The sequence below is a fragment of the Mycobacterium sp. genome (genome assembly GCF_036488105.1).
Classification (GTDB): domain Bacteria; phylum Actinomycetota; class Actinomycetes; order Mycobacteriales; family Mycobacteriaceae; genus Mycobacterium.
Map to the genome: position 1 here is coordinate 1 of NZ_DASXHW010000219.1, position 22,611 is coordinate 22,611.

Consider the following 22,611-nt stretch of genomic DNA (forward strand, 5'->3'; position numbering starts at 1 on the left):
GCGCGCAACGCGGCTGACACGGCCGAACCGACACCACCGGCCACCCCGTTGTCTTCCAGGGTGACCACCAGCTTGTGCGCCACCGCCAATTCCGGCACCGCGCCCGGAACGGGTAGCACCCAGCGCGGGTCGATCACCGTCACCCCGATCCCCTGGTTGCGCAGCCGTTCGGCCGCCGCCAGGGCCATCGACGCGAACGCGCCCACCGACACCAGCAGCACGTCGGCGCCCAGCCCCTCGGCCGGCCTCGCGAGCACGTCCACCCCCGAGTGTTGCTGCACCGCCGGAATGTCTTCGCCGACATCGCCTTTCGGGAATCTGATCACCGTGGGCCCGTCACTTATGGCCAGCGCCTCGCTGAGTTCCTCACGCAGGCGGGCACCGTCGCGGGGCGCGGCAACCCGGATGCCGGGGACGATGCCCAGCATCGACATGTCCCACATGCCGTTGTGGCTGGCGCCGTCGCTGCCGGTGACCCCGGCCCGGTCGAGCACGATCGTGACGGGCAGCTTGTGCAGCGCGACGTCCATCATGATCTGGTCGAACGCCCGGTTGAGGAACGTCGAGTAGATCGCGACGACGGGATGCATCCCGCCCATTGCCAGGCCCGCCGCCGACGTCATCGCGTGCTGCTCGGCGATGCCGACGTCAAAAAGGCGGTCCGGGAAGCGTTCTCCGAACGCGCTCAGCCCGGTGGGCCCGGGCATGGCCGCGGTGATCGCGACGATGTCGCGGCGTTTGGACGCGTGCTCGATCAGCGACTCGGAGAACGTCGCCGTCCAACTCGGCCCCGCGATTTTGGTGGCCAGCCCCGTCGCCGGATCGATCACCCCGCAGGAATGCATCTGCTCGGCCTCGTCGTCCTCGGCCGGCCCGTAACCCCTGCCTTTGAGGGTGACGACGTGCACCAGCACCGGACCGTGGAATCCGCGGGCCCGGCGCAGCGCCGCCTCGACCGCATGCTCGTCGTGCCCGTCGACCGGCCCGACGTACTTCAGGCCGAGATCGGTGAACAGCAGCTGCGGCGAAAGCGCGTCCTTCACACCGGCTTTGACACTGTGCATGAATTGGTAAGCGACTTCACCGAAGAGTGGCATGCCGCGCATCGCACTGCGCCCGCGTTCCAGCAGGTGCTCGTAACCGGGCTGCAGCCGCAGCATGGCCAGGTGGTTGGCCAGACCGCCGAACGTCGGCGCGTAACTGCGGCCGTTGTCGTTGACGACGATCACCACCGGCCGGCGGGTCGCCGCGATGTTGTTCAGCGCCTCCCAGCACATGCCACCGGTGAGTGCGCCGTCGCCGACCACCGCCACCACGTGCCGGTTGCGATGTCCGGTCAGCTCGAACGCCTTGGCCAGCCCGTCGGCATACGACAGCGCCGCACTCGCGTGGCTCGACTCCACCCAGTCGTGTTCACTCTCCGACCGCGACGGATAACCCGACAGCCCACCCTTTTTGCGTAGCGTCTCGAATTCCACGGCCCGGCCGGTCAGCATCTTGTGCACATAGGCCTGATGGCCGGTGTCGAAGATGATCGGGTCGTGCGGCGAGTCGAATACCCGATGCAGCGCCAGCGTCAGTTCGACGACGCCGAGGTTGGGTCCAAGGTGGCCTCCGGTCGCGGCGACTTTGTGGATCAGGAACTCACGGATCTCGGCGGCCAGATCGCACAGATCCGCCTGAGAGAGGTGCTGCAGATCGGCGGGCCCACGGATCTGTTCAAGCATTTCGCCAGTGTACGCAAAGACGCCAGGCCGGTCCGCGTACCTGCAGCGATACCCTGCCGACGCACACCGCTACCGCTCAGAAACCACACAGACAAGCCTGTTAACGTTTGCCGCGGTGTGCCGGGAAGCCTGGTCGGCGTCTTAATTCGTGCTATTCGGGTTTCCCTGCTATTCAGGGCTATTCAGGAGCGCACGATGATTTACACGGTCGGCGCGACCGCACCAAGCGGGCGCGCGCGACGGCAGGAAAGCCGATGAGCGTCTTTCATGCCGTCTATGCGATCACGGTGTTCGTGGTCGCTTACGTGTTGATCGCCACAGAGCGGTTCAACCCGACATTCGTGGCGCTGGGCGGCGCGGTGGCCATGTTCTTTTTGCCGTCGATCAATTCCGACGAAGTCTTCTACGCACGCGACACCGGGGTCAACTGGGATGTCCTGTTTTTGCTCCTCGGGATGATGATCATCGTCAGCGTGGTCCGCCAGACCGGCTTGTTCGAATACATGGCGATCTGGTCCGCCAAGCGCGCCAAGGGTTCCCCGCTGCGGATCATGATCCTGCTGATCCTTGTTACCGCGCTCGGAACGGCGGTTCTGGACAACGTGACCACGGTGCTGTTGATCGCACCGGTCACCCTACTGGTGTGCGACCGGCTGGAGATCAGCCCAGCGCCGTTTCTCATTGTCGAGGCCCTCGCCGCCAACATCGCCGGCGCGGCGACCCTGGTCGGCGACCCGACCAGCATCATCATCGGCACCGGTGCCCAGCTGAGCTTCATTACGTTCACGGCCAACATGGCGCCGGCGGTGCTCATCGTTCTCACCGTCCTGCTGATCCTGCTGCCGCGGCTGTTTCCAGGCTTCTTCACCGTCGATCCCGCGCGGATCGCCGATGTCATGACGCTGAACGAGAGGGAAGCGATCCGCAATCCCCGGCTGCTGTTCCAGTGCGGAATCGTCCTGGTTGCAGTGTTCGGCGGATTTGTCATGCATAGGCAGATCCACATGGAGCCGTCGCTGGTGGCGATGGCCGGTGCCGGCATCCTGGTCGTGATGTCCGGTGTGAGCCGGGAGGTCTTTCTGTCCAGCGTCGAGTGGGAGTCGCTGCTGTTCTTCGCGGGTCTGTTCGTCATGGTCGGGGCCCTGGTGCGGACGGGCGTCGTCAAGCAATTGGCCGATCTGGCCAGTCACCTGACCCATGGCGATGCCTGGACGGCGACGATGTTGATCCTCACTGTGTCCTTCACCCTGGGCAGCTTTATCAATAATGTGCCGTACGCCGCCGCGATGACACCGGTCGTCGGGCACATGGCCGCATCGATCACGACACACGCCAGCTCCGGAGTGCTGTGGTGGGCCCTGCTGTTGGGCACCGTCCTCGGTGGCAACCTCACCGCCGTGGGGGCCAGCGCGAACATCGTCGCGGTCGGAATCGCGCAACGCGCCGGCCATCCCATCTCCTTCTGGGACTTCACTAAAAGAGGGGCGGTAGTAACCGCGGTCTCGTTCGCACTTTCCGTCGGTTATCTATGGGTGCGCTACTTCGCCTTCAGTTAGGCCACCTGTCGACCGGGCGAGACGAGATCTGTCCGCGGACGTTATTGTGTCCGTGTGCGGGCAGAGGATCTCGAAGAGAAGTTCCCCATCGTGCGCATTGATTCCGACGCAGTCGACGCTGCACGCATGATCGCAGAGCACCATCTGCCCGGACTCCTGGTCACCGATACCTCGGGGAAGCCGTATGCCGTGCTTCCCGCGTTCGCGCTTTTGCGCTTCATCCTGCCCCGCTATGTGCGGGACGACCTGGCACTGGCCGGCGTCCTTGGCGAGCTGAAAGCCGACCAGGCGATGCAGAATTTGGCGGGTAAGACGGTCGGCGACGTGCTGCCCGATCACCTGCGCGACATTCCGTCGGTCGATGCGCGTGCCACCATCACCAAGGTCGCCGCGGAGATGGTGCAGGGGCGAGCTCCGTTGATCGCAGTCACCAAGGACAAGAAATTGCACGGCGTGATCTTTGCGTCACACCTGCTGGCCGCGGCGCTGAAATCTTGAGCGCCGCTTCGCCGCACATGCCAAGCCACGCGCGTGCCCGACGGCGGGACCACCTATGAGCATGAGCACAGTTCACGCCATCTACGCCTCCGCGGTGTTCGTGATCGCATACGCATTCATCACCACCGAACGGTTCAACAAGACCATGGTGGCGCTGGCCGGCGCGGTGGCGGTGTTCTTCTTGCCGGTGGTCAACTCCGATGAAGTCTTCTACTCACGCGACACCGGGATCGACTGGGACGTCATCTTCTTGCTCCTCGGGATGATGATCATCGTCAGCGTGGTGCGCCAGACCGGCGTATTCGAATACATAGCGATCTGGTCGGCCAAACGCGCCAAGGGCTCGCCCATGCGGATCATGATCCTGCTGGTGCTGGTCACCACGATCGGATCGGCCTTCCTGGACAACGTCACCACAGTCTTGTTGATCGCACCGGTCACCGTGCTGGTAGCCGACCGGCTGGCGATCAGTCCAGCGCCATTTCTCATCGCCGAGTCCTTCGCCTCCGATATCGGTGGCGCGGCGACCCTGGTCGGTGATCCGACCAGCATCATCATCGGCACCGGAGCCCACCTGAGTTTCGTTTCGTTCCTGGCCAACATGGCGCCAGCGGTGATCATCGTGCTCGTCGCCCTGATAGCGCTGTTGCCCAGCCTGTTCCGGGGCTTTTACACCGTCGAACCGGAGCGCGTCGCTGATGTGATGGCGCTCGACGAGGGCGAAGCGATCCGTGATCGCAAGCTGCTGATCCAATGCGGGATCGTCCTGGTCGCGGTGTTTGCCGGATTCGTCGCGCACCATGTAATCCACATGGAGCCGTCACTGGTGGCGATGACCGGCGCTGGCATCCTGATCATCACCTCCCGCCTGAGCCGTGACTTCTACCTCTCCAGTGTCGAGTGGGAGACCCTGCTCTTCTTCGCGGGACTATTCATCATGGTCGGGGCCCTGGTGCGGACCGGCGTCATCAGTAACTTGGCCCATGCGGCCAGCCACGCGACCGGCGACAACTTATGGCTGACGACAATGCTGATCCTGGGCGTGTCGTTCTTGTTCAGCGGCCTTGTCAATAACGTTCCCTACGCCGCCACCATGACGCCCATCGTCGCCGAGTTCGCCCCGTCCCTGCACGGCGCTGGTAACCACGAGGTGCTGTGGTGGGCCCTGATACTGGGCACCATCCTCGGGGGCAACCTCACCCCCATCGGGTCCAGCGCGAATATCGTCATCGTCGGACTCGCCGAACGCGCCGGCGCTCACATCTCCTTCTGGGACTTCACCAAAAGGGGCGCGATAGTGACCGCGGTCTCGTTTGTCATTTCCGTCGGTTATTTGTGGGTGCGCTACTTCGCGTTCGCCTAGCTCGGCACAAGATACGAAATCCTGACGGCGATCCCGGTCACCGAAGCTTCTCGGCGCAAGTATTGTGTCGGTGTGCGGGCAAAGGATCTTGACGAGAAGTTCCCGGTCGTGAATATCGACTCAAATGCGCTTGATGCCGTCCGCTTGCTTGCCGAACACCGGCTGAACGGACTCGTGGTCGTCACCAACACGTCCGAAACGCCGTACGCCGTGCTGCCGGCCTCTCAAGTCGTCCGATTCATCGTGCCCGGTTATGTGCAAGACGACCCCGGGTTGGCCGCGGTGTTGACCGAATCGATGGCCGACCATGCCGCGGACAAGCTGGGCAATAAGACGATCCGCGATGTGCTGCCCAAGCAACGCCAGCACTTGCCGGTGGCCGACGTCGACGACACCATCATCGAGGTGGCCGAGCTGATGGCGCGCCTCCGAAGTCCGCTGGTCGCCGTCGTCGAAAACGGCAAGTTGCACGGCGTGATCACCGCGTCACGCCTGCTGGCCGCCGCGCTGAATGAGCAAAGTGCACCCCGCACCGCATAGACCGTCCCCGCGTATTGCGCAGGCTACTTAGCCCCTTCGTTTACTTCGCCTTCACCTAATCCTGACCGGCGATTCAGTCAATGGTGGCTCAATGAAACTGCGCGAACTTAATTCACAGTGAAGTTCGCCATCCACGCCGGAGCCGGGCCCAGCGTGCTGTCATGGATCTGATCGCCCCAGCGTTCATCACGACTAGCCAAGCGCACCAAAGGATTTCACAAGGCAGCTGCGCGATTGACCCAGGGTCTGCTTGTCGGCCGTGCCACCGCCCGCAGCGCAGCACGGCACCCTCCTACACCGGAACATCAGAGGATTTTATGATGGGCTGCGTGCGCGCCGAGGAGATCGTCGAGGAGTTCCCGGTCGTCAACATCGACTCCCCCGCGCTGGACGCGGTCCGCTTGCTTGCCGAGCACCAGCTGAACGGACTGGTGGTTGTCACCAACACGTCCGACACACCGTACGCGATCCTCCCGGCGTCCCAGGTCGTCCGGTTCATCGTGCCCGGCTACGTGCGAGAAGACCCAGGGCTGGCCGGCGTGTCCACCGAATCAATGGCCGACCACGCAGCAGAGAAGCTGAAAGGCCGGACGATCCGCGACATGCTGCCCAAGCAACGCCAGTATGTACCGGTGGTCGACTCCGACGACACCATTATCGAGGTGGCCGAGCTGATGGCGCGCGTGCGTAGTCCGCTGGTCGCCGTCGTCAAAAAGAGAAGGTTGCACGGAGTGATCACCGCGTCACGCCTACTGACCGCAGCACTAAAAGAATGATCGGGCGGCCGCATCCAGCCTTTCACTGCGGGCATTAACCAAGCAGCCCTGTAGATTTCACCATCCGGACGCACAAGCAGCACGGCACACGACCTCACAACCGCGGCCTACAGCGGACTCTTCGATGTTTCCGCGACGTCAGCGCGTCAACAGCGCGACGCACTCGATGTGATGGGTCAGCGGGAAAGAATCGAACGCCGAGATCTTGTCCACCGCGTATCCGTGACGCTGATAGAGGCCAATGTCCCGGGCGAATGACGCTGCCTCACAACCGATGTGAACTATCCTGGGGACCTCGGCCGCGGCCAGCAGGTCGATCACCTCGCGCCCCGCGCCGCCGCGCGGCGGATCGAGCACGGCCACATCGGCGCCACCACGTTGCGCGGTCAGCGCGCGGCGCACCGAATCGGTGATCACATTCACCTGCGGCAAATCAGCCAACGTGGCGCGGGCCGACCGCGTCGCCGCCCGCGAGCTGTCGACGCTGACCACCTGCCCCGAATCCCCCACCGCGTCGCCCAGGACAGCGGCGAAAACCCCCGCACCCCCGTAAAGATCCCAGGCGGTCATGCCCGCGTCGGGACGGGCCCAGTCGCCCACCAGGTCGCTGTACGTCCGCGCCGCGTCACGATGGGCCTGCCAGAAGGCCGTCACCGGCACCTGCCAAGTGTGACGCCCGGCTCGTTGCACACCCTGGTAGCTGCCCTCGACCACGTCGGTCGAGTTGCGCCGGCCGTGGCGCACCGTACGCGCCACGTGCCGCTGCCCGTCGTCGTCGATCACGACATGCAGGTGCGCACCCGGTGGCCACGCAACATCGGTCAGGCCGTCGATCATCGCGACCGGCAGCTGACCACAGTTGAGATCGGCGACCAGTTCATCGCTGTGGTAGCGATGAAAACCCGCGCGGCCGTCGGCCCCGACGTCAAGCCTGATCCGTGTGCGCCAGCCGGTCGGACCGGCGGCCGACACCGGCGCTACTGCCTCGTTCCACTGATAATTGCCAAGGCGGGCAAGCTGATTGGACACCACTTCGGCTTTCAGCGCTCGCCCAGCCACCGGGTCGACGAAGGCCAGATCACAGCAGCCGGCACCCCCTACACCGGCGATCGGGCATAGCGACGCCCTACGGTCGTCCGACGGCTCGATCACCTCGATGGCCTCGGCGTGCCAGTAGGCATCACGGTCTGCGGTGACCCGCACCCGCACCTTCTCGCCGGGCAACGCGTAGCGGACGAACACCACCCGACCGTCGTGACGGGCGACGCAGCTCCCGCCGTTGGCCGGCGCCCCGACCGTCAACGTCAGTTCCGTGGATTCCGTTGTCAATCGAAGATCCCCCGCCGGGTATCACCGGGGGCTGCATGCGGCTGCAGCGTCTTGCGCCGCTCCGACGAATTGAGTTGCCAGGGAACCGATGTCACCATCACCCCGGGCATGAACAGCAATCGGCCCTTCAGCCGCAACGCGCTCTGGTTGTGCAGCACGTGCTCCCACCAGTGGCCCACGACGTATTCGGGAAGGAAGACCGTCACCACGGTACGCGGCGACTCTCTGCTCACCCGTTTGACGTAATCCAGTATGGGGCGGGTGATTTCGCGGTACGGCGAAGCGATGACCTTGAGCGGCACACTGCTATTGCTTTCCTCCCAGCGGCGGACAAGTGCACGGGTCTCCATGTCGTCGACGCTCACCGTCACGGCCTCCAGCACATCGGGCCGCGTCGCGCGCGCATAGGACAGTGCGCGCAGCGTTGGTAGATGCAGCTTCGACACCAGCACCACGGCGTGGTTGCGGCTGGGCAGCACGACGTCTTCGTCGTCGGCGTGCTGCTCGAGTTCCCGGCTGACCGTGTCGTAATGTTTGCGGATCATCTTCATCAGCACGAACAGCAACGTCATGGCCACGACGGCGATCCACGCTCCGGCGAGGAACTTGGTGATCGCTACGATGCAAAGCACCGTGCCGGTGGCGACGAACCCGATCGTGTTGACCACCCGGGAGCGCATCATCGTTCGCCGCACAGCCGGGTCGGTCTCGTTGCGCAGCAGCCGAGTCCAGTGCCGGACCATGCCGATTTGGCTCAATGTGAACGAAATGAAGACCCCGACGATATAAAGCTGGATCAGCGCAGTGACTTGCGCCCGGAACGCGATGATCGCCGCGAGGGCCGCGACCGCCAGGAACACGATTCCGTTCGAGAACGCCAACCGGTCGCCGCGGGTGTGCAACTGGCGTGGCAGATAACTGTCCTGCGCGAGCACTGAGCCCAGCACCGGGAACCCGTTGAACGCCGTGTTGGCCGCCAGCACCAGGATGAGTGCGGTAACGATGGCGATCAGCAGGAATCCGATGTGGAAACTGCCGAAGACGGCCTGCGCGATCTGAGCGACAAGGGTCTTCTGCTGGTAGCCACGAGGGATACCGGTGAGCTGCGCAGCGGGATTGTCGACGATCTGCACGCCGGTCTCCTTGGCCAGCAGGATGATGCCCATCAACAGGCTGACGGCGATTGTGCCCAGCATCAGTAACGTCGTTGCCGCGTTGCGCGACTTGGGCTTTCGAAACGCCGGCACCCCGTTGCTGATTGCCTCGACACCAGTCAGCGCCGCGCAGCCCGACGAGAACGATCGCGCCACCAGGAAGACAAACGCGAAGCCGACGATCGAACTGCGTTCGGCGTGCATCACAAACCCGGCGGATTCAGCCCGGATCGGATCGCCCAATACGTAGATCCGGAACAGGCCCCAGCCGAGCATGATGCCCACGCCGGCGATGAACGCATAGGTCGGGATGGCGAATGCCGCCCCGGATTCACGAATACCACGCAGGTTCAGCGCCATCACCAGCAAGATCGCGAACACACAGAACAGAACCTTGTGATCCTCCACGAAAGGGATCGCCGATCCGATATTCGACATCGCCGAGGCGGTCGAAACAGCCACCGTGAGAACGTAATCCACCATCAACGCGCTGGCCACGGTGAGGCCGGCGTTGGCGCCGAGGTTGGTGGTGACCACCTCGTAGTCGCCGCCGCCGGACGGGTAGGCGTGCACGTTCTGCCGGTAGCTGGCCACCACGACCAGCATCACCGCCGCCACCGCGACACCGATCCATGGCGTCAGCGAATACGCTGCGAGGCCGGCCACCGAAAGCATCAGGAAGATCTCCTCGGGGGCGTACGCGACCGACGAGAGTGCGTCGGAGGCGAACACCGGCAAGGCGATCCGCTTGGGCAGCAGGGTGTGGCTCAGCCGGTCGCTGCGAAACGGCCGACCCAAAACCAATCGACGCGCCGCGGTCGAAAGTTTGGACACGAGAGCCAAGAGTAGGCGCAACCGGGCCTGCCGGTACGGTTCCCTAGACGAGAATGTCTCCCAAACCGGCTGGCCACTGTGGCTGGCGGGCCGAGAGGACCTCAAGTGCGAGTGGTTGTGATGGGGTGCGGCCGGGTCGGCTCGTCGGTGGCTGACGGACTGTCCCGGATCGGCCACGACGTCGCGGTGATCGACAGCGACAGCGCCGCGTTCAACCGGCTGAGTCCCGAGTTCGCCGGTGAACGCGTGCTCGGTTTGGGATTCGACCGGGATGTGCTGCTGAAGGCCGGTATCGAAGAGGCCGACGCGTTCGCGGCGGTGTCGTCCGGCGACAACTCCAACATCATTTCGGCCCGGCTGGCCCGGGAAACCTTCGGCGTCCGGCGGGTTGTCGCGCGGATCTACGACGCCAAGCGCGCCGAGGTGTACGAGCGTCTCGGCATCCCCACCATCGCGACCGTGCCGTGGACCACCGACCGGCTGCTGCACGCGCTCACCCGGGAAAGCGAGACCGCCAGGTGGCGGGATCCGACCGGGACCGTCGCCGTCGTCGAGGTGGTCCTGCACGAAGACTGGGTGGGCCACCCGGCCACCGATTTGGAGACGGCCACCGGCGCGCGGGTGGCATTTCTGATCCGATTCGGCACCGGCGTGCTTCCCGAACCCAAGACCGTCATCCAGGCCGGCGATCAGGTCTACATCGCGGCGATCTCCGGACGTGCGGCCGAGGCCGCGGCCATCGCGGCGTTGCCGCCGAGCGAGGACCTCGAATGAAAGTAGCTATCGCCGGCGCGGGCGCGGTCGGGCGTTCGGTCGCCCGCGAGCTGATCGAGAACGAGCACGACATCACCCTGATCGAGCGCAAGCCCGAGCACATCGACGTCGACGCCATCCCGGCGGCGCACTGGCAGCTCGGGGATGCCTGCGAGGTGAGCATGCTCGAGTTGGTGAAGCTGCATGAGTTCGACGTCGTGGTGGCGGCCACCGGCGACGACAAGGTCAACGTGGTGCTCAGCCTGCTGGCCAAGACCGAATTCGCCGTGTCGCGGGTGGTGGCCCGCGTCAACGATCCCCGCAACGAATGGCTGTTCACCGACGCCTGGGGTGTCGACGTGGCGGTGTCCACGCCGCGGATGCTGTGCTCGCTGATCGAGGAGGCGGTTGCGGTCGGAGACCTGGTCCGGTTGATGGAGTTTCGGAAGGGTCAGGCCAACCTGGTCGAGATCACGCTGCCCGACGACACCCCGTGGGGCGGCAAGCCGGTGCGCAAGCTGCAGTTGCCCCGAGACGTCGCGCTGGTCACGATCCTGCGTGGACCGCGGGTGATCGTGCCGCAGGACGATGAGCCGCTCGAAGGAGGCGACGAGCTGTTGTTCGTCGCCGTCACCGAGGCGGAAGAGGAACTGCGCCGGCTTCTACTGCCGCAGCAGTGACGGACGCAGCCTCTATGGCGCGCTGGGCCGCCCTGATGGCCAGGAAGGTCACCAACGCCGCCACGGCGGCCAGCGGCCAGCCCATCGCGATTCGTGCCACCACCAGCCACCCGGTGTGGTTGGTGTCGTAGAGCACCCGCTGCACCACGAAACGCGCGCTGAACACCAGCACCCAGGTGAACGTGGCGACGTCGAAGGCGTACACCGCGCGCCGCACCTCGCGCCACTGCCGATCGTGTCCGTGCAGCCAGCTCCACAGGTAGCCGACGACCGGCCTGCGGATCAGCATCGACACCGCGAACACCGCGGCCCAGATCAGCGATGTCCAAATGCCGAGCAGGAAGTAACCCTTGGACTCCCCCAGCAGGTAGGCGATCACCACGCAGACCGCCACGCCGAACAGTCCAGACACCGCCGGCTGGACCGACTCGCGCCGCAGCAGTCGCCACAGCAGGATCAGCGTGGCGACGCCGAGTGCAGCGCCGGCCGCCGCGGCCAGGCCCATCAGCCGCGAGGTACCCACAAAGACCAGCACCGGCACCGACGAGTAAATGATCCCCGCTACGCCGCCCAGCTGCTCCATCACCCGGTCGGCCGGGGTGCGGTCGACGCCCGCAGTCTCTACTTCGCCGTCGACGGCATCAGCCGTGCCGCCGGCGTCTGTCGCACGGTTCACCGAGAGTGCCTCACCGCTGAATTTCGTAGTGCGGGTTGTAGATCGCCTTGGCGCCGTTTTCCAGCTTGCCGAGCCTGCCCTGCACACGCAGTGTGCGGCCCGACTCGATACCGGGAATCCTGCGCTGCCCCAACCACACCAGCTCGATGGTGTCGGTTCCGTCGAACAGTTCGGCGCGAACCCCGTCGGCGCAACCTTTGCCCTTGCATTCCACGCTGCGCAGCGTTCCGACCACGGTGACCTCTTGGCCGCGCTCGCAATCGATGGCCCGCTGCGCGCCGGTCGTCACCGCGTCGTCACACAAGTCCTCGGCATCACGCTGCTCGGGGTCCTCGGTCAACCGCCGAGTCAGCCGGCGCAGATAACCTTCCGCCGCCATGGCCTCTCCTGAGCGTCGTCAATGGTTCATACCGGACCGGGTAACGCCGATCCTCTCACGACAACGGACACCGTAGACCCGATCGTTCCCCAAACGCCAAGCGGCGCCCAGGCAATATCTAGGGGTGGCTATCGACCTTCGCGCAGTGCGCGCCGTCGTGCTGCCGGGAACGGGGTCCGACGACGACTACATCACCCGGGCATTCGGCCGACCGCTGCGCGACACCGGCGCGACGTTGCTGGCACCGCCTCCGCAGCCGACTCGTTTGATCGGCGGCTATCTCAGTGAGTTCGACGACGCCGCCCGCGAGGGTCCGATCGTGGTCGGCGGTGTGTCGATCGGCGCCGCGGTGGCCGTTGCGTGGGCGCTACGGCATCCCGAGCGCACTGTCGCGGTGCTCGCCGCGTTGCCGGCCTGGACGGGTGCACCGGGCAGTTCGCCGGCCGCGATCGCGGCGCGGTACTCGGCTCAACGGCTGCGCGAGGACGGCCTGGAAGCGACGACGACGCAGATGCGCGCGTCCAGCCCGCCATGGCTGGCCGAGGAGCTGACCCGATCGTGGCGAAGCCAGTGGCCCGATCTGCCCGACGCGATGGAAGAGGCCGCCGGTTACATGGCGCCGACCGACCCGCAACTGCGGCGGCTGGCGGCGCCGATGGGAGTCGCCGCGGCCGCCGACGACCCGATCCATCCGCTCGACGTCGGGCGTCATTGGGCCGCCGTCGCGCCGCGCGCGGCGCTACGCATGGTGACCCTGGATCAGATCGGCGCGGACCCGGCCGCGCTCGGTGCCGCCTGCCTGGCGGCGCTTGACGAGGCCTGAAGTTAGCCGCTGTTGCCGCGCAACTGCTGCATCGCCGACCCCGAGGCGCTGCGGCGCTCGGTCGGTGCGGGCGCGCCTTCTTCGTCCGCGACGTCAGGCTCCGTCGGCTCGACCGGCTGCCCGCCCGCCGCGGCCTGGGAGGCCGCGGCCTCACGCAGTTGCGACGCCATCGGCTCGGGCAGCTGCACCGGCAGCGGCGTGCGTACCGGCAGCGGGGTATCGCCGCGACGAATCACCGTGTCCATCAACGCGTTCCGCGCTTCTTCGGTCAGCGCGTCCACGGTCTCGGCTGAGGCGTTCACCACACAGCGGATCATCCAGCGGTAGCCGTCGACACCGATGAAACGCACCACACCGGCGGCGGTGCCGACCACCTCACGGCCCCAGCGGCCGTCCTGGATGCTCACCTCTGCGCCGTCCTTGCGCAGCGACTCGGCCAATTCGCCGGCCACCTCTCGCCACAGACCGCCGGTCTTGGGAGCGGCGTATGCGGCGATGGTGAAGCGACCGTTGTCCGTCACCACCCACACCGCGCTCGGGACGCCCGTTTCGGTCAGCTCGACCTGCAACTGGGCCGCCGGAGGCAGCGGCAGCAGCACCGCACCAAGATCGAGGCGGGCCTCGGTGGCCGCCGCCGCGTCGTCGAAATCCTCGATGTCGAACGGGCCGTCGACGTCATCGGCAGCCGGCTTGTCGACCGAGGCTTCCGGCTCCCGGTGTGCGCCCAGGGGTCCCGGCTCGTCGACCGACTGCTCTTTGGGTTTACGCCTTCCGAATGCCATCAGCCACGCCGCTCCTCTTCATCGCTTCGTCCCCCGCGCCGCTGCGCGGCTGGAGGCGCCCCCACTGCATCGTCGCCGGCTGTCACAAACTCGCATGTCCGCCGGAGGAGCCGTGGCCGCCGGCGCCACGCGGGGTATCGCCCAGTCCGGCCTCGTCGAACGAAGACACCTCGACCAGGTCGACCAACTCGACGCGCTGCACCAGCAACTGGGCGATCCGGTCGCCGCGGTTGACGACAATCGGCGTCGTAGGGTCGAGATTGATCAGCGAAAGCTTGATCTCACCACGGTAACCCGCATCGATGGTGCCGGGGCTGTTGACGATCGAAAGTCCCACCCGCGCAGCTAATCCGGATCGCGGATGCACCAGCCCCACCATCCCGACCGGGATGGCCACCGCGATCCCGGTGCCCACCAGCGCGCGGTGTCCGGGCGCCAGCTCGACGTCTTCTGCGCTGTAGAGGTCCACACCGGCATCACCGTGGTGGGCCCGGGCGGGCAGCGGAAGCCCGGGGTCGAGACGAACAACCGCCAGACTGGTCGACACGGGGCCACAGATTACCCTTGACCGGGTGTCAGAGCCGCCAGTCACGCCGCAAAGCATGCGGTATCGCGAGCGTTTGTGGGTGCCGTGGTGGTGGTGGCCGCTGGGTTTCGGTCTGGCGGGGCTGATCGCCGTCGAGGTCAACATGGGCGTGCCGAGTCTGCCGAACTGGCTTCCGTTCGCAGCATTGTTCGTGGTGGCAGCCGGGGCGTTGTTGTGGCTCGGCCGCGTCGAGGTCCGAGTTACCGCCGGTGACAGCGGAGTCGAATTATGGGCCGGCGAGGCGCATCTGCCCGTCACCGTGATCGCCCGGTCGGCCGACATTCCCCGCTCGGCGAAATCCGCGGCGCTCGGACGCCAACTCGATCCGGCGGCCTATGTGCTGCACCGAGGCTGGGTCGGCCCCATGGTCCTGGTGGTCCTGGACGACGCCGACGATCCGACGCCGTATTGGCTGGTGAGCTCCCGCCACCCCGAGCGGGTGTTGTCGGCGTTGTGCAGCTAGTCGGCAACTTCGGCGACCATCGAAGTCAGGCCGCGCAGTCCGTACAGATCATCACGCCGCCCTTTTCACTGGCCAGGCGACTGCGGTGTTGCACCAGAAAGCAGCTCGAACAGGTGAACTCGTCGGCCTGCTTGGGAATCACCCGGACCGACAACTCTTCGCCGGACAAGTCGGCGCCGGGCAGCTCGAACGACTCGGCGGACTCTGACTCGTCGACGTCAACCACCGCCGACGCCGCTTCGTTTCGCCGTGCCTTGAGCTCCTCCAAAGAGTCCTCTGAAACGTCATCGGTTTCGGTACGCCGTGGGGCGTCGTAATCAGTGGCCATCGTCTGTCCCCTCGTAACCCTGCAAGCAAAGCTTTGTACCAGCGTCGAACGCATCCGCAAAACGATTCGTGCCCGTATCGTGGAGTCTTCAAGTGTGATTTACGTCACATCCGATATTTAGCCACGCTACCTCGCGCTAAACACCGGGCCTTAGAGTGCGTACGTGGTCGCGCAAATCACTGAAGGCACAGCGTTCGACAAGCATGGTCGCCCGTTCCGCCGGCGCAACGCCCGGCCCGCGATCGCCCTGCTGGTCGTGCTGCTGGTAGCCAGCGCGGTGGTGTGGACGATCGCGCTGACCCGTCCGGCGGAAGTCCACGAGGCCACCGTGTGCAATGCGCCGCCAGAGCAGGTGGATCCCGCACAGCCGCATCTCGGCACCCCGGTGTCGCGCAGCACGATGGTCAACGTCGCGCCGGCCAAGCTGGCCGACGCCAAAGTCCGCGTGCTCAACGCCAGCGGGCGCGGCGGTCAGGCCGCCGACGTCGCCGGCGCACTCCGGGACCTGGGATTCGCGCAGCCGGCCGCGGCCAACGATCCGGTCTACGTCAAAACGCGGCTGAACTGCCAGGGGCAGATCCGCTTCGGCGAGGCCGGGCAGGCCGGCGCCGCGGCGGTGTGGCTGGTGGCGCCGTGCGCCGAGCTGTACCGCGACGACCGCACCGACGATTCGGTCGACCTGGCGATCGGCACGGAGTTCGGCGCGCTGGCGCACAGCGATGACATCGCCGCCGTCCTGGCCGGACTACGCCCGGGTGCCACCGAGCCGGCCGATTCCGCGCTGCTGTCCAAGATCCACGCGGGCAACTGCTGACCGGAGCCCGGTCAGCCCGGAATCGGGGCCAGGCCGTCGAATTGCGCCAACGCCGCTAGCAACTGATCGGAGATGCCGGGTGCCACGGCGACCACCAGGGCCGCGTTTCGCTCCGGGTCCCCCGGCTCCGGCAACACCACCCGCGCACCGGCCTCCGCGGCAATCAGCGCCCCCGCTGCGCTGTCCCACACGTGTAAACCGTGCTCGTAGTAGGCGTCGAGCCGGCCGGCCGCCACCATGCACAAATCCAGTGCCGCAGAGCCGATCCGGCGTACATCGCGGACCACCGGCAGGATCTTCGACACCAGCTCCGCCTGGACCGTGCGACGTCGCGTGGAGTAGGCGAACCCGGTGCCCACCAGCGCCAGCGACAGGTCGTCGACGGCGCTGCACCGCAGCGGGCGGGTGCCCTCAGCGTCGGTGACATGTGCGCCCAGCCCGATGGCCGCCGAATACAGCCGTCCGCCGACCACATCGGCGACCGCGCCGGCCACCGAGACACCCTCGACCTGCGCTGCCACCGACACCGAATACGACGGGATTCCGTAGACGAAGTTCACCGTGCCGTCGATGGGGTCCAGCACCCACGTCACGGCGCCGGCGTTCGCCGGATCGGTGGGGCCGCCGATTTCCTCGCCGAGAATGGCATCGCCGGATCGCAGCTGCGCCAACCGATCACGCAGCAGCCGTTCGGTTTCGGTGTCCACAACGGTGACCGGATCGGTTGGGGTCGTTTTGGATTGCACCGCGGCATCGCCGTCGGTGCCCGCGTCGGCGCCGAAGACCTCGGCGCGGCGTCGCCGGACGAACGCGGCCGCTTCGGCTGCCAGTGTCTCGGCCACCGTCTGCAGCTGCCCCGGTTGGTTCTCAGGTGTGCTCACCGACCCATCGCATCACAGGTATTGCCGGGTTCAGCAACGTCGGAGGTAACAGGCCAACCAACGGTCCGGCCACACACTAGGGTTTGGTCGACGCCTAACCTCTCGCCGAGGAGATTCGATGACCAGTGCCGACTCGACCAACCCCTCGCCTGCCACCGGGGGCACCGAGACGCCGCCGCGCCGCGGCTTCGGCGTCGACGTGGGCGGCAGCGGCATCAAGGGCGGCATCGTCGACCTGGACACCGGCGAACTCGTCGGCGACCGCTATAAGCTGCTGACACCGCAGCCGGCCACCCCCTCGGCCGTCGCCAAGACGATCGCCGCGGTCGTGAACGAATTCGGATGGAGCGGCCCGCTCGGCGTGACATACCCCGGCGTCGTCATCGACGGCATCGTCCGGACAGCCGCCAACGTCGACAAGAAGTGGATCGGCACCGACGCCCGGGACATCATCAGCGCCGACCTGAACGGCCAGGAGGTCGTGGTGCTCAACGACGCCGACGCCGCCGGACTCGCCGAGGAGCGCTACGGCGCGGGCAAAGACACGAACGGCGTGGTGGTGCTGCTCACATTTGGGACCGGAATCGGGTCGGCGGTCATTCACAACGGGATTTTGCTGCCCAACACCGAGTTCGGACATCTCGAGGTCGGCGGCAAGGAAGCCGAACACCGCGCCGCGTCCTCGGTCCGGGACAAGCGTGGCTGGAGCTACGAAAAGTGGGCCAAACAGGTGACGAAAGTGCTGGTCGCCATCGAGAACGCGATGTGCCCGGAACTGTTCATCGCCGGCGGCGGAATCAGCCGAAAGGCCGACAAATGGGTGCCGCTGCTGAAAAACCGCACCCCGGTGGTTGCCGCGGCCTTGCAGAACACCGCCGGTATTGTCGGCGCGGCGATGGCGGCGACGCGCGACGTGACGCACTGATTTGCGTGCTCTGGCGGGGGTATTGCCCTGCTGTCGTTACAATGGTCACCGGCAGCCGCCCGACCGATAGCGGCGAATATCCACCCTGATAATCGACGCCGACATCTGACATAGCTGACGTTTTCCGGTTCACCATGCCTAGAGCACCGGAAGTGAGTTCTACCGAAGGGGTTTACGTGGCAGCGACCAAAGCACGACCGGCGACAGAGGAGCCGGTGAAGCGCACCGCCGCCAAATCTCCCACCAGTTCCCCGGCCAAGCGTTCGCCGGCCAAGGCCGCCAACGGCGCGGCCACCAAGACCGCCGCTAAAGCACCCGCAAAGGCCGCCAAAGCCACCACAGCCACCACCGCCACCAAGAGCCGCACCGCCACCAAGAGCGCAGCGGCCAAGTCGGCGCCGGCCCGCGGTCGCCCTAAGAAAGCGACGTCCAAAGCCGCCGACGACGGCGAGGCCACGACTACCGACGTTGAAACCGACGAGCCGGACCTCGAGGTCGACGCCGAACTCGGCGATGACATCGAAATCGACCCGGAAGACCTGAACCTCGAAGACCTTGAGGTCGACGCGACCGACGACGACTCCGAGGCGCCCGAGACCGACGGAGCGGCCGCGAAGAAGCCGGCCAAAGCCGTCGTCGACCCGGGGCCCGCTGACGAAGAAGAGATCGTCGAGCCGAGCGAAAAAGATAAAGCCTCAGGCGATTTCGTCTGGGACGAGGACGAGTCCGAGGCCCTGCGGCAGGCCCGCAAGGACGCCGAGCTGACGGCGTCCGCGGACTCGGTTCGCGCCTACCTCAAGCAGATCGGCAAAGTTGCGCTACTCAACGCCGAAGAGGAAGTCGAGCTGGCCAAGCGGATCGAAGCGGGCCTCTACGCGACCCAGCTGATGACCGAACTGACCGAAAAGGGCGAGAAGCTGCCGGCCGCGCAGCGTCGTGACATGGTGTGGATCTGCCGCGACGGCGACCGCGCGAAAAACCATCTGCTGGAAGCCAACCTGCGACTCGTTGTCTCGCTGGCCAAGCGCTACACCGGCCGCGGCATGGCGTTTCTGGACCTGATCCAAGAGGGCAACCTGGGTCTTATCCGCGCGGTCGAAAAGTTCGACTACACAAAGGGTTACAAGTTCTCCACCTATGCCACCTGGTGGATCCGCCAGGCGATCACCCGCGCGATGGCCGACCAGGCCCGCACCATCCGCATCCCGGTCCACATGGTCGAGGTGATCAACAAGCTGGGCCGCATTCAGCGCGAGCTGCTGCAGGACCTGGGCCGCGAGCCCACGCCCGAAGAGCTGGCCAAGGAAATGGACATCACCCCGGAGAAGGTGCTGGAGATCCAGCAGTACGCCCGGGAGCCGATCTCGCTGGACCAGACCATCGGTGACGAGGGTGACAGCCAACTCGGTGACTTCATCGAAGACAGCGAGGCCGTGGTGGCCGTCGACGCGGTGTCGTTCACGCTGCTGCAGGATCAGTTGCAGTCGGTGCTGGAGACGCTGTCCGAGCGTGAAGCCGGCGTCGTGCGGCTGCGCTTCGGCCTGACCGACGGCCAGCCCCGCACTCTTGACGAGATCGGCCAGGTGTACGGCGTCACCCGTGAGCGCATCCGCCAGATCGAGTCGAAGACCATGTCGAAGTTGCGCCACCCCAGCCGTTCCCAGGTGCTGCGCGACTACCTCGACTAGCGACCGTTAAGGGCATGCCGCGCAATTAATTCGGATGCGTCGAAGGTAGTGGCTGTCCTAGGTTGACCGCATGTCAACCAGCCGCATCCTGGTGTCGTCCGGGACTGACTTCGAATCGACCGTCGGTTACTCACGCGCGGTACGCGTCGGCCAATTAGTCGCCGTGGCGGGCACGACCGGTCCCGGGACGCCCGACGACATCGGTGCCCAGACACGAGAAGCGTTGTGCCGCATCGAGATCGCCCTCAACGAGGCGGGAGCGGCGTTGAGCGATGTGATCCGCACTCGGATCTATGTGACCGACATTTCGCGCTGGCGTGAGGTCGCGGTGGTGCACGCCGAGGTATTCGGCCAGATCCGACCCGCGGCCACCATGGTGGAAGTGGCGGCGCTCATCGCCCCGGAACTGTTGGTGGAGATCGAAGCCGACGCCTATTCGGCGATCGCCGCGAACGAGCCGTCAGCGGAGGGCCGGTAACTAGTGACGTTGATCACAGCCCCAACGGGCAAGGCGCCGTACAGATGCGGGAACAGCATCGACTCCGGATCCGTTGCTACCCCTAGTTCCCAACGAATGGGTGAGTCCAGATGGTTCGGATCGATGTGCAGCAGAACGAGGTCTTCGCGGCCGCGATAAAGCCGGTTGGCCGGCAGATGCACTTGCTCCGGCGTCGACAAATGGACGAAGCCCACGCTGGCAAGAGACTCAGGACGAAGTTCGCCGTGGGCCTGGGCGGCCGACCAGTCGTCGGTGGGACACAGGTGTACCAGCACCGCCGCCGACCGACTCATAGCGCCATCTTGCCGCGACGGCCAAACGGCCAGGGGTGAGAAACGACACAGCCGGTAAACCGGCGGTGAAGACGGCCAAAAACGTTGACATCTGAGACAGTGGAGAAGGCAGAACGGAGAAGCCATGAACGCAACGTTGACCAGTCCAGAGTTAACTCGGGCTGATCGGTGCGATCGGTGCAGCGCTGCTGCACGGGTTCGCGCCAAGCTGCCCTCCGGCGCGGAACTTCTCTTCTGCCAGCACCACGCCAACGAGCATGAGGCGAAGCTGATCGAATTGTCCGCCGTGCTGGAAACAAGCGGCGAGCCGATCGCGTCTTAGGCACGACTCGCCACCTGCAATCCTGGCGGTCGATGCGTTCGTCGGGAATCCTGAACGGGTCATGACCGACCACCCAGTAAGACCTTCGCGACATCACCTCTGGCGGATCACTCGGAGGGCGTTGTCGAAAAGCTGGGACGATTCGATCTTTTCGGAGGCCGCGCAAGCGGCGTTCTGGTCGGCACTGTCTTTGCCGCCGCTGCTGTTGGGGATGCTGGGAAGTCTCGCCTACGTGGCGCCGCTGTTCGGACCGGACACGATGTCGGTGATCGAGCACTATCTGGTGTCGATGTCGAACAAGATTTTTTCGCAGAGCGTCGTTCACGAGATCATCGAGCCAACCATTGCCGACATCGATCGAGGCGCTCGCGGTGAAGTGGTGTCGTTGGGCTTCTTGATCTCGCTGTGGGCGGGGTCGTCGGCAATCTCCGCCTTCGTCGATTCGGTAGTCGAGGCTCACGATCAGACCCCGCTGCGGCATCCGGTCCGTCAGCGCCTGTTCGCGCTGGGGCTGTATGTGGTGATGCTGGTCTTCTTGATCGTCACTGCCCCGCTGATGGTGCGTGGGCCGCGCAAGCTCGCCGAATTCATTCCCGATGGCTTGCAGGACGTGCTGGCCTACGGCTACTACCCGGCGTTGCTCGTCGGCCTGATCGCCACCGTCGTCATCCTGTATCGCGTCGCCCTGCCGGACCCGATTCCGTCACATCGGCTGGTCTTCGGCGCCGCCCTGGCCAGTGTGGCGTTCGTGATCGCCACCCTCGGGCTGCGTATCTACCTGAGGTACATCACCGGCACCGGCTACACCTATGGCGCGCTGGCCACCCCGATCGCGTTTCTGCTGTTCGCGTTCTTCGCCGGCTTCTCGATCATGTTGGGTGCGGAGTTCAACGCCGCCATCCAGGAGGAGTGGCCGGCCCCGCGCACGCACGCCCACCGGATGCGACTGTGGCTGGTCAAGCGCGCCAAGGAAGCCGTCGACGACGCCGGCGGGGCAACGAACGACGACACGCCGCCCGTGCACCCCGACCCGGTCAGCTCTTCTTGAGCGACTCGTAGATCCGCTTGCAGTCGGGGCAGACCGGCGAGCCCGGCTTGGCCGACTTCGTCACCGGGAACACCTCGCCGCACAGCGCCACGACATGCGTGCCCATCACGGCGCTCTCCGCGATCTTGTCCTTCTTGACGTAGTGGAAGTACTTGGGGGTGTCACTGTCGGTCCCGTCGTCGACGCGTTCGTCGGTGTCGGTGCGCTCGATCGTCTGGGTCTCCATGGCACATATTGTGCCGGAACCGGGCCCGCCACCGTGAGCCAAATTGTGCAACAGTGGAGAAATGAGGCGCAGCCATGAGCTGGGTTTCGACGACGATGGTCGACCGATCCTCATCACCGCCGCCGCACCCTCCTACGAAGTCCAACACCGTCAGCGCGTGCGGAAATATTTGACGATCATGTCGTTCCGTGTTCCGGCGCTGCTTCTCGCCGCCGTCGCGTACGGCATGTGGCACAACGGTCTTCTCTCATTGGCAATCATTGCCGTGTCGATCCCGTTGCCCTGGATCGCGGTGCTGATCGCCAACGACCGGCCGCCGCGCCGCGCCGAGGAACCGCGCCGATTTGATGAACCGGTACGGCGGACTCCGCTTTTCCCCACCGCCGAACGGCCCGCGATCGAGCGCTACAGCCGCCCGTCGCCGCAAACGGAGTCGCCCGGCCCGCAAGCCGACGGTTTCGAATAACCCGCTGCCGCAGCGGGTTCTCAGCACATTCTCAGTTCGAGCGGACATTCGCGCACGTCAGCGGGTGTGAGATGGCCACCCCGTGGGAACTACTACGCGGGGTCGCTCGTTATACCCGATGACTGTTCACGCTCTGAGGAGGCCGCCATGGCAAAAGCCAACACGATCCGGATTGATGGCGATCTGGATGCTCAAAGCCCAG

At 65.6% G+C, this 22,611-nt stretch carries 27 protein-coding genes; 16 read left to right on the forward strand and 11 right to left on the reverse strand.

Going from position 1 to position 22,611, the window contains the following annotated elements; genetic code table 11:
* On the reverse strand, positions 1-1,727 hold a 1,727-nt coding region (gene dxs / locus VGH54_RS11690), incomplete at its 3' end, for a 1-deoxy-D-xylulose-5-phosphate synthase (RefSeq protein WP_331512155.1).
* Positions 1,728-1,981: 254 nt separating this feature from the next.
* On the opposite strand from dxs, the gene VGH54_RS11695 reads away from it, so the two are divergent.
* From VGH54_RS11695 to VGH54_RS11715, 5 genes are all read left to right on the forward strand, one after another.
* On the forward strand, positions 1,982-3,283 hold the full coding sequence (locus tag VGH54_RS11695) for an ArsB/NhaD family transporter (RefSeq protein ID WP_331512156.1): 1,302 nt from the start codon (positions 1,982-1,984) through the stop codon (positions 3,281-3,283).
* A gap of 54 nt (positions 3,284-3,337) precedes the next feature.
* Entirely contained in the window at positions 3,338-3,781 is a 444-nt protein-coding gene (locus tag VGH54_RS11700; RefSeq protein ID WP_331512157.1) for a CBS domain-containing protein, read from the forward strand.
* 61 nt (positions 3,782-3,842) lie between these two features.
* Positions 3,843-5,144, forward strand: coding sequence for an ArsB/NhaD family transporter (locus VGH54_RS11705; protein ID WP_331512159.1), 1,302 nt, complete (start codon positions 3,843-3,845; stop codon positions 5,142-5,144).
* A gap of 72 nt (positions 5,145-5,216) precedes the next feature.
* Positions 5,217-5,684 carry a CBS domain-containing protein gene (locus VGH54_RS11710; protein ID WP_331512161.1) on the forward strand — a complete coding sequence of 156 codons (468 nt, stop codon included), beginning with the start codon at positions 5,217-5,219 and terminating at the stop codon, positions 5,682-5,684.
* Between the two features lie 329 nt (positions 5,685-6,013).
* Positions 6,014-6,460 carry a CBS domain-containing protein gene (locus tag VGH54_RS11715; RefSeq protein ID WP_331512162.1) on the forward strand — a complete coding sequence of 149 codons (447 nt, stop codon included), beginning with the start codon at positions 6,014-6,016 and terminating at the stop codon, positions 6,458-6,460.
* 138 nt (positions 6,461-6,598) lie between these two features.
* On the opposite strand, the gene VGH54_RS11720 is transcribed toward VGH54_RS11715, so the two are convergent.
* Both VGH54_RS11720 and VGH54_RS11725 read right to left on the reverse strand, forming a co-directional pair.
* Positions 6,599-7,789, reverse strand: coding sequence for a class I SAM-dependent RNA methyltransferase (locus tag VGH54_RS11720; RefSeq protein WP_331512163.1), 1,191 nt, complete (start codon positions 7,787-7,789; stop codon positions 6,599-6,601).
* Positions 7,786-9,777, reverse strand: coding sequence for an APC family permease (locus tag VGH54_RS11725; protein ID WP_331512164.1), 1,992 nt, complete (start codon positions 9,775-9,777; stop codon positions 7,786-7,788). The genes VGH54_RS11720 and VGH54_RS11725 overlap by 4 nt, the downstream gene beginning before the upstream one ends.
* A gap of 105 nt (positions 9,778-9,882) precedes the next feature.
* Between VGH54_RS11725 and VGH54_RS11730 the strand changes: the two genes are divergently transcribed.
* Both VGH54_RS11730 and VGH54_RS11735 read left to right on the forward strand, forming a co-directional pair.
* Positions 9,883-10,551, forward strand: a complete 669-nt coding sequence (locus VGH54_RS11730; RefSeq protein ID WP_331512165.1) for a TrkA family potassium uptake protein — start codon at positions 9,883-9,885, stop codon at positions 10,549-10,551.
* Positions 10,548-11,210, forward strand: a complete 663-nt coding sequence (locus tag VGH54_RS11735; protein WP_331512166.1) for a TrkA family potassium uptake protein — start codon at positions 10,548-10,550, stop codon at positions 11,208-11,210. Before VGH54_RS11730 ends, VGH54_RS11735 begins: the two co-directional genes overlap by 4 nt.
* Here VGH54_RS11735 and VGH54_RS11740 read toward each other — a convergent pair.
* Complete coding sequence (locus tag VGH54_RS11740) at positions 11,161-11,793, reverse strand: DUF3159 domain-containing protein (protein WP_331512182.1); 633 nt, start codon at positions 11,791-11,793, stop codon at positions 11,161-11,163. The genes VGH54_RS11735 and VGH54_RS11740 overlap by 50 nt on opposite strands.
* A gap of 103 nt (positions 11,794-11,896) precedes the next feature.
* Positions 11,897-12,265, reverse strand: coding sequence for an OB-fold nucleic acid binding domain-containing protein (locus VGH54_RS11745; protein ID WP_331512167.1), 369 nt, complete (start codon positions 12,263-12,265; stop codon positions 11,897-11,899).
* 124 nt (positions 12,266-12,389) lie between these two features.
* Here VGH54_RS11745 and VGH54_RS11750 point away from each other — a divergent pair, with 124 nt between their 5' ends.
* On the forward strand, positions 12,390-13,088 hold the full coding sequence (locus VGH54_RS11750; RefSeq protein ID WP_331512168.1) for an alpha/beta hydrolase: 699 nt from the start codon (positions 12,390-12,392) through the stop codon (positions 13,086-13,088).
* A 2-nt stretch (positions 13,089-13,090) separates the two neighbouring features.
* Here VGH54_RS11750 and VGH54_RS11755 read toward each other — a convergent pair whose 3' ends face one another.
* Both VGH54_RS11755 and dut read right to left on the reverse strand, forming a co-directional pair.
* On the reverse strand, positions 13,091-13,870 hold the full coding sequence (locus VGH54_RS11755) for a DUF3710 domain-containing protein (protein WP_331512169.1): 780 nt from the start codon (positions 13,868-13,870) through the stop codon (positions 13,091-13,093).
* An 82-nt stretch (positions 13,871-13,952) separates the two neighbouring features.
* A complete protein-coding gene (gene dut, locus VGH54_RS11760) occupies positions 13,953-14,417 on the reverse strand; it encodes a dUTP diphosphatase (protein WP_331512170.1) in 465 nt (154 codons plus the stop codon).
* 55 nt (positions 14,418-14,472) lie between these two features.
* Between dut and VGH54_RS11765 the strand changes: the two genes are divergently transcribed.
* Entirely contained in the window at positions 14,473-14,919 is a 447-nt protein-coding gene (locus tag VGH54_RS11765) for a DUF3093 domain-containing protein (protein WP_414688693.1), read from the forward strand.
* A 25-nt stretch (positions 14,920-14,944) separates the two neighbouring features.
* Here VGH54_RS11765 and VGH54_RS11770 read toward each other — a convergent pair whose 3' ends face one another.
* Entirely contained in the window at positions 14,945-15,247 is a 303-nt protein-coding gene (locus VGH54_RS11770) for a DUF4193 domain-containing protein (RefSeq protein WP_067332485.1), read from the reverse strand.
* A 163-nt stretch (positions 15,248-15,410) separates the two neighbouring features.
* Here VGH54_RS11770 and cei point away from each other — a divergent pair, with 163 nt between their 5' ends.
* Positions 15,411-16,061 carry an envelope integrity protein Cei gene (gene cei, locus VGH54_RS11775; RefSeq protein ID WP_331512173.1) on the forward strand — a complete coding sequence of 217 codons (651 nt, stop codon included), beginning with the start codon at positions 15,411-15,413 and terminating at the stop codon, positions 16,059-16,061.
* 11 nt (positions 16,062-16,072) lie between these two features.
* Here the strand turns inward: cei and VGH54_RS11780 are convergent, their stop codons facing one another.
* Positions 16,073-16,942, reverse strand: coding sequence for an inositol monophosphatase family protein (locus VGH54_RS11780; protein ID WP_331512174.1), 870 nt, complete (start codon positions 16,940-16,942; stop codon positions 16,073-16,075).
* A 118-nt stretch (positions 16,943-17,060) separates the two neighbouring features.
* Between VGH54_RS11780 and ppgK the strand changes: the two genes are divergently transcribed.
* The 3 genes from ppgK to VGH54_RS11795 all read left to right on the forward strand — a co-directional run bounded on the left by ppgK (position 17,061) and on the right by VGH54_RS11795 (position 20,033).
* Positions 17,061-17,867, forward strand: a complete 807-nt coding sequence (ppgK, locus tag VGH54_RS11785; protein WP_331512175.1) for a polyphosphate--glucose phosphotransferase — start codon at positions 17,061-17,063, stop codon at positions 17,865-17,867.
* Between the two features lie 134 nt (positions 17,868-18,001).
* Positions 18,002-19,555: an RNA polymerase sigma factor gene (locus VGH54_RS11790; protein ID WP_331512176.1), complete on the forward strand. Its 1,554-nt coding sequence runs from the start codon at positions 18,002-18,004 to the stop codon at positions 19,553-19,555.
* 70 nt (positions 19,556-19,625) lie between these two features.
* Positions 19,626-20,033: a RidA family protein gene (locus tag VGH54_RS11795; RefSeq protein WP_331512177.1), complete on the forward strand. Its 408-nt coding sequence runs from the start codon at positions 19,626-19,628 to the stop codon at positions 20,031-20,033.
* Here VGH54_RS11795 and VGH54_RS11800 read toward each other — a convergent pair.
* On the reverse strand, positions 19,988-20,347 hold the full coding sequence (locus VGH54_RS11800) for a DUF952 domain-containing protein (RefSeq protein WP_331512178.1): 360 nt from the start codon (positions 20,345-20,347) through the stop codon (positions 19,988-19,990). The genes VGH54_RS11795 and VGH54_RS11800 overlap by 46 nt on opposite strands.
* A gap of 124 nt (positions 20,348-20,471) precedes the next feature.
* Here VGH54_RS11800 and VGH54_RS11805 point away from each other — a divergent pair, with 124 nt between their 5' ends.
* Both VGH54_RS11805 and VGH54_RS11810 read left to right on the forward strand, forming a co-directional pair.
* Entirely contained in the window at positions 20,472-20,669 is a 198-nt protein-coding gene (locus tag VGH54_RS11805; protein ID WP_325687170.1) for a DUF7455 domain-containing protein, read from the forward strand.
* Positions 20,670-20,730: 61 nt separating this feature from the next.
* Complete coding sequence (locus tag VGH54_RS11810; RefSeq protein WP_331512179.1) at positions 20,731-21,717, forward strand: YihY/virulence factor BrkB family protein; 987 nt, start codon at positions 20,731-20,733, stop codon at positions 21,715-21,717.
* Here VGH54_RS11810 and VGH54_RS11815 read toward each other — a convergent pair.
* Positions 21,704-21,943 (reverse strand): DUF3039 domain-containing protein, encoded by a 240-nt coding sequence (locus VGH54_RS11815; RefSeq protein ID WP_331512180.1) that lies wholly within the window; start codon positions 21,941-21,943, stop codon positions 21,704-21,706. The genes VGH54_RS11810 and VGH54_RS11815 overlap by 14 nt on opposite strands.
* A 61-nt stretch (positions 21,944-22,004) precedes the next feature.
* On the opposite strand from VGH54_RS11815, the gene VGH54_RS11820 reads away from it, so the two are divergent.
* Complete coding sequence (locus VGH54_RS11820) at positions 22,005-22,409, forward strand: DUF3099 domain-containing protein (RefSeq protein ID WP_331512181.1); 405 nt, start codon at positions 22,005-22,007, stop codon at positions 22,407-22,409.
* The last annotated feature ends 202 nt before the right edge of the window (positions 22,410-22,611 follow it).

What these genes read in the sequence shown, in the direction of transcription:
- VGH54_RS11695 (WP_331512156.1), top strand. Translation starts at nt 1,982, where the DNA reads ATGAGCGTCTTTCATGCCGTCTATGCGATCACGGTGTTCGTGGTCGCT.
- VGH54_RS11705 (WP_331512159.1), top strand. Translation starts at nt 3,843, where the DNA reads ATGAGCACAGTTCACGCCATCTACGCCTCCGCGGTGTTCGTGATCGCA.
- VGH54_RS11735 (WP_331512166.1), top strand. Translation starts at nt 10,548, where the DNA reads ATGAAAGTAGCTATCGCCGGCGCGGGCGCGGTCGGGCGTTCGGTCGCC.
- VGH54_RS11740 (WP_331512182.1), bottom strand. Translation starts at nt 11,793, where the DNA reads ATGGAGCAGCTGGGCGGCGTAGCGGGGATCATTTACTCGTCGGTGCCG.
- VGH54_RS11745 (WP_331512167.1), bottom strand. Translation starts at nt 12,265, where the DNA reads ATGGCGGCGGAAGGTTATCTGCGCCGGCTGACTCGGCGGTTGACCGAG.
- VGH54_RS11755 (WP_331512169.1), bottom strand. Translation starts at nt 13,870, where the DNA reads ATGGCATTCGGAAGGCGTAAACCCAAAGAGCAGTCGGTCGACGAGCCG.
- VGH54_RS11765 (WP_414688693.1), top strand. Translation starts at nt 14,473, where the DNA reads ATGCGGTATCGCGAGCGTTTGTGGGTGCCGTGGTGGTGGTGGCCGCTG.
- VGH54_RS11770 (WP_067332485.1), bottom strand. Translation starts at nt 15,247, where the DNA reads ATGGCCACTGATTACGACGCCCCACGGCGTACCGAAACCGATGACGTT.
- ppgK (WP_331512175.1), top strand. Translation starts at nt 17,061, where the DNA reads ATGACCAGTGCCGACTCGACCAACCCCTCGCCTGCCACCGGGGGCACC.
- VGH54_RS11790 (WP_331512176.1), top strand. Translation starts at nt 18,002, where the DNA reads ATGCCTAGAGCACCGGAAGTGAGTTCTACCGAAGGGGTTTACGTGGCA.
- VGH54_RS11795 (WP_331512177.1), top strand. Translation starts at nt 19,626, where the DNA reads ATGTCAACCAGCCGCATCCTGGTGTCGTCCGGGACTGACTTCGAATCG.
- VGH54_RS11800 (WP_331512178.1), bottom strand. Translation starts at nt 20,347, where the DNA reads ATGAGTCGGTCGGCGGCGGTGCTGGTACACCTGTGTCCCACCGACGAC.
- VGH54_RS11805 (WP_325687170.1), top strand. Translation starts at nt 20,472, where the DNA reads ATGAACGCAACGTTGACCAGTCCAGAGTTAACTCGGGCTGATCGGTGC.
- VGH54_RS11810 (WP_331512179.1), top strand. Translation starts at nt 20,731, where the DNA reads ATGACCGACCACCCAGTAAGACCTTCGCGACATCACCTCTGGCGGATC.
- VGH54_RS11815 (WP_331512180.1), bottom strand. Translation starts at nt 21,943, where the DNA reads ATGGAGACCCAGACGATCGAGCGCACCGACACCGACGAACGCGTCGAC.
- VGH54_RS11820 (WP_331512181.1), top strand. Translation starts at nt 22,005, where the DNA reads ATGAGGCGCAGCCATGAGCTGGGTTTCGACGACGATGGTCGACCGATC.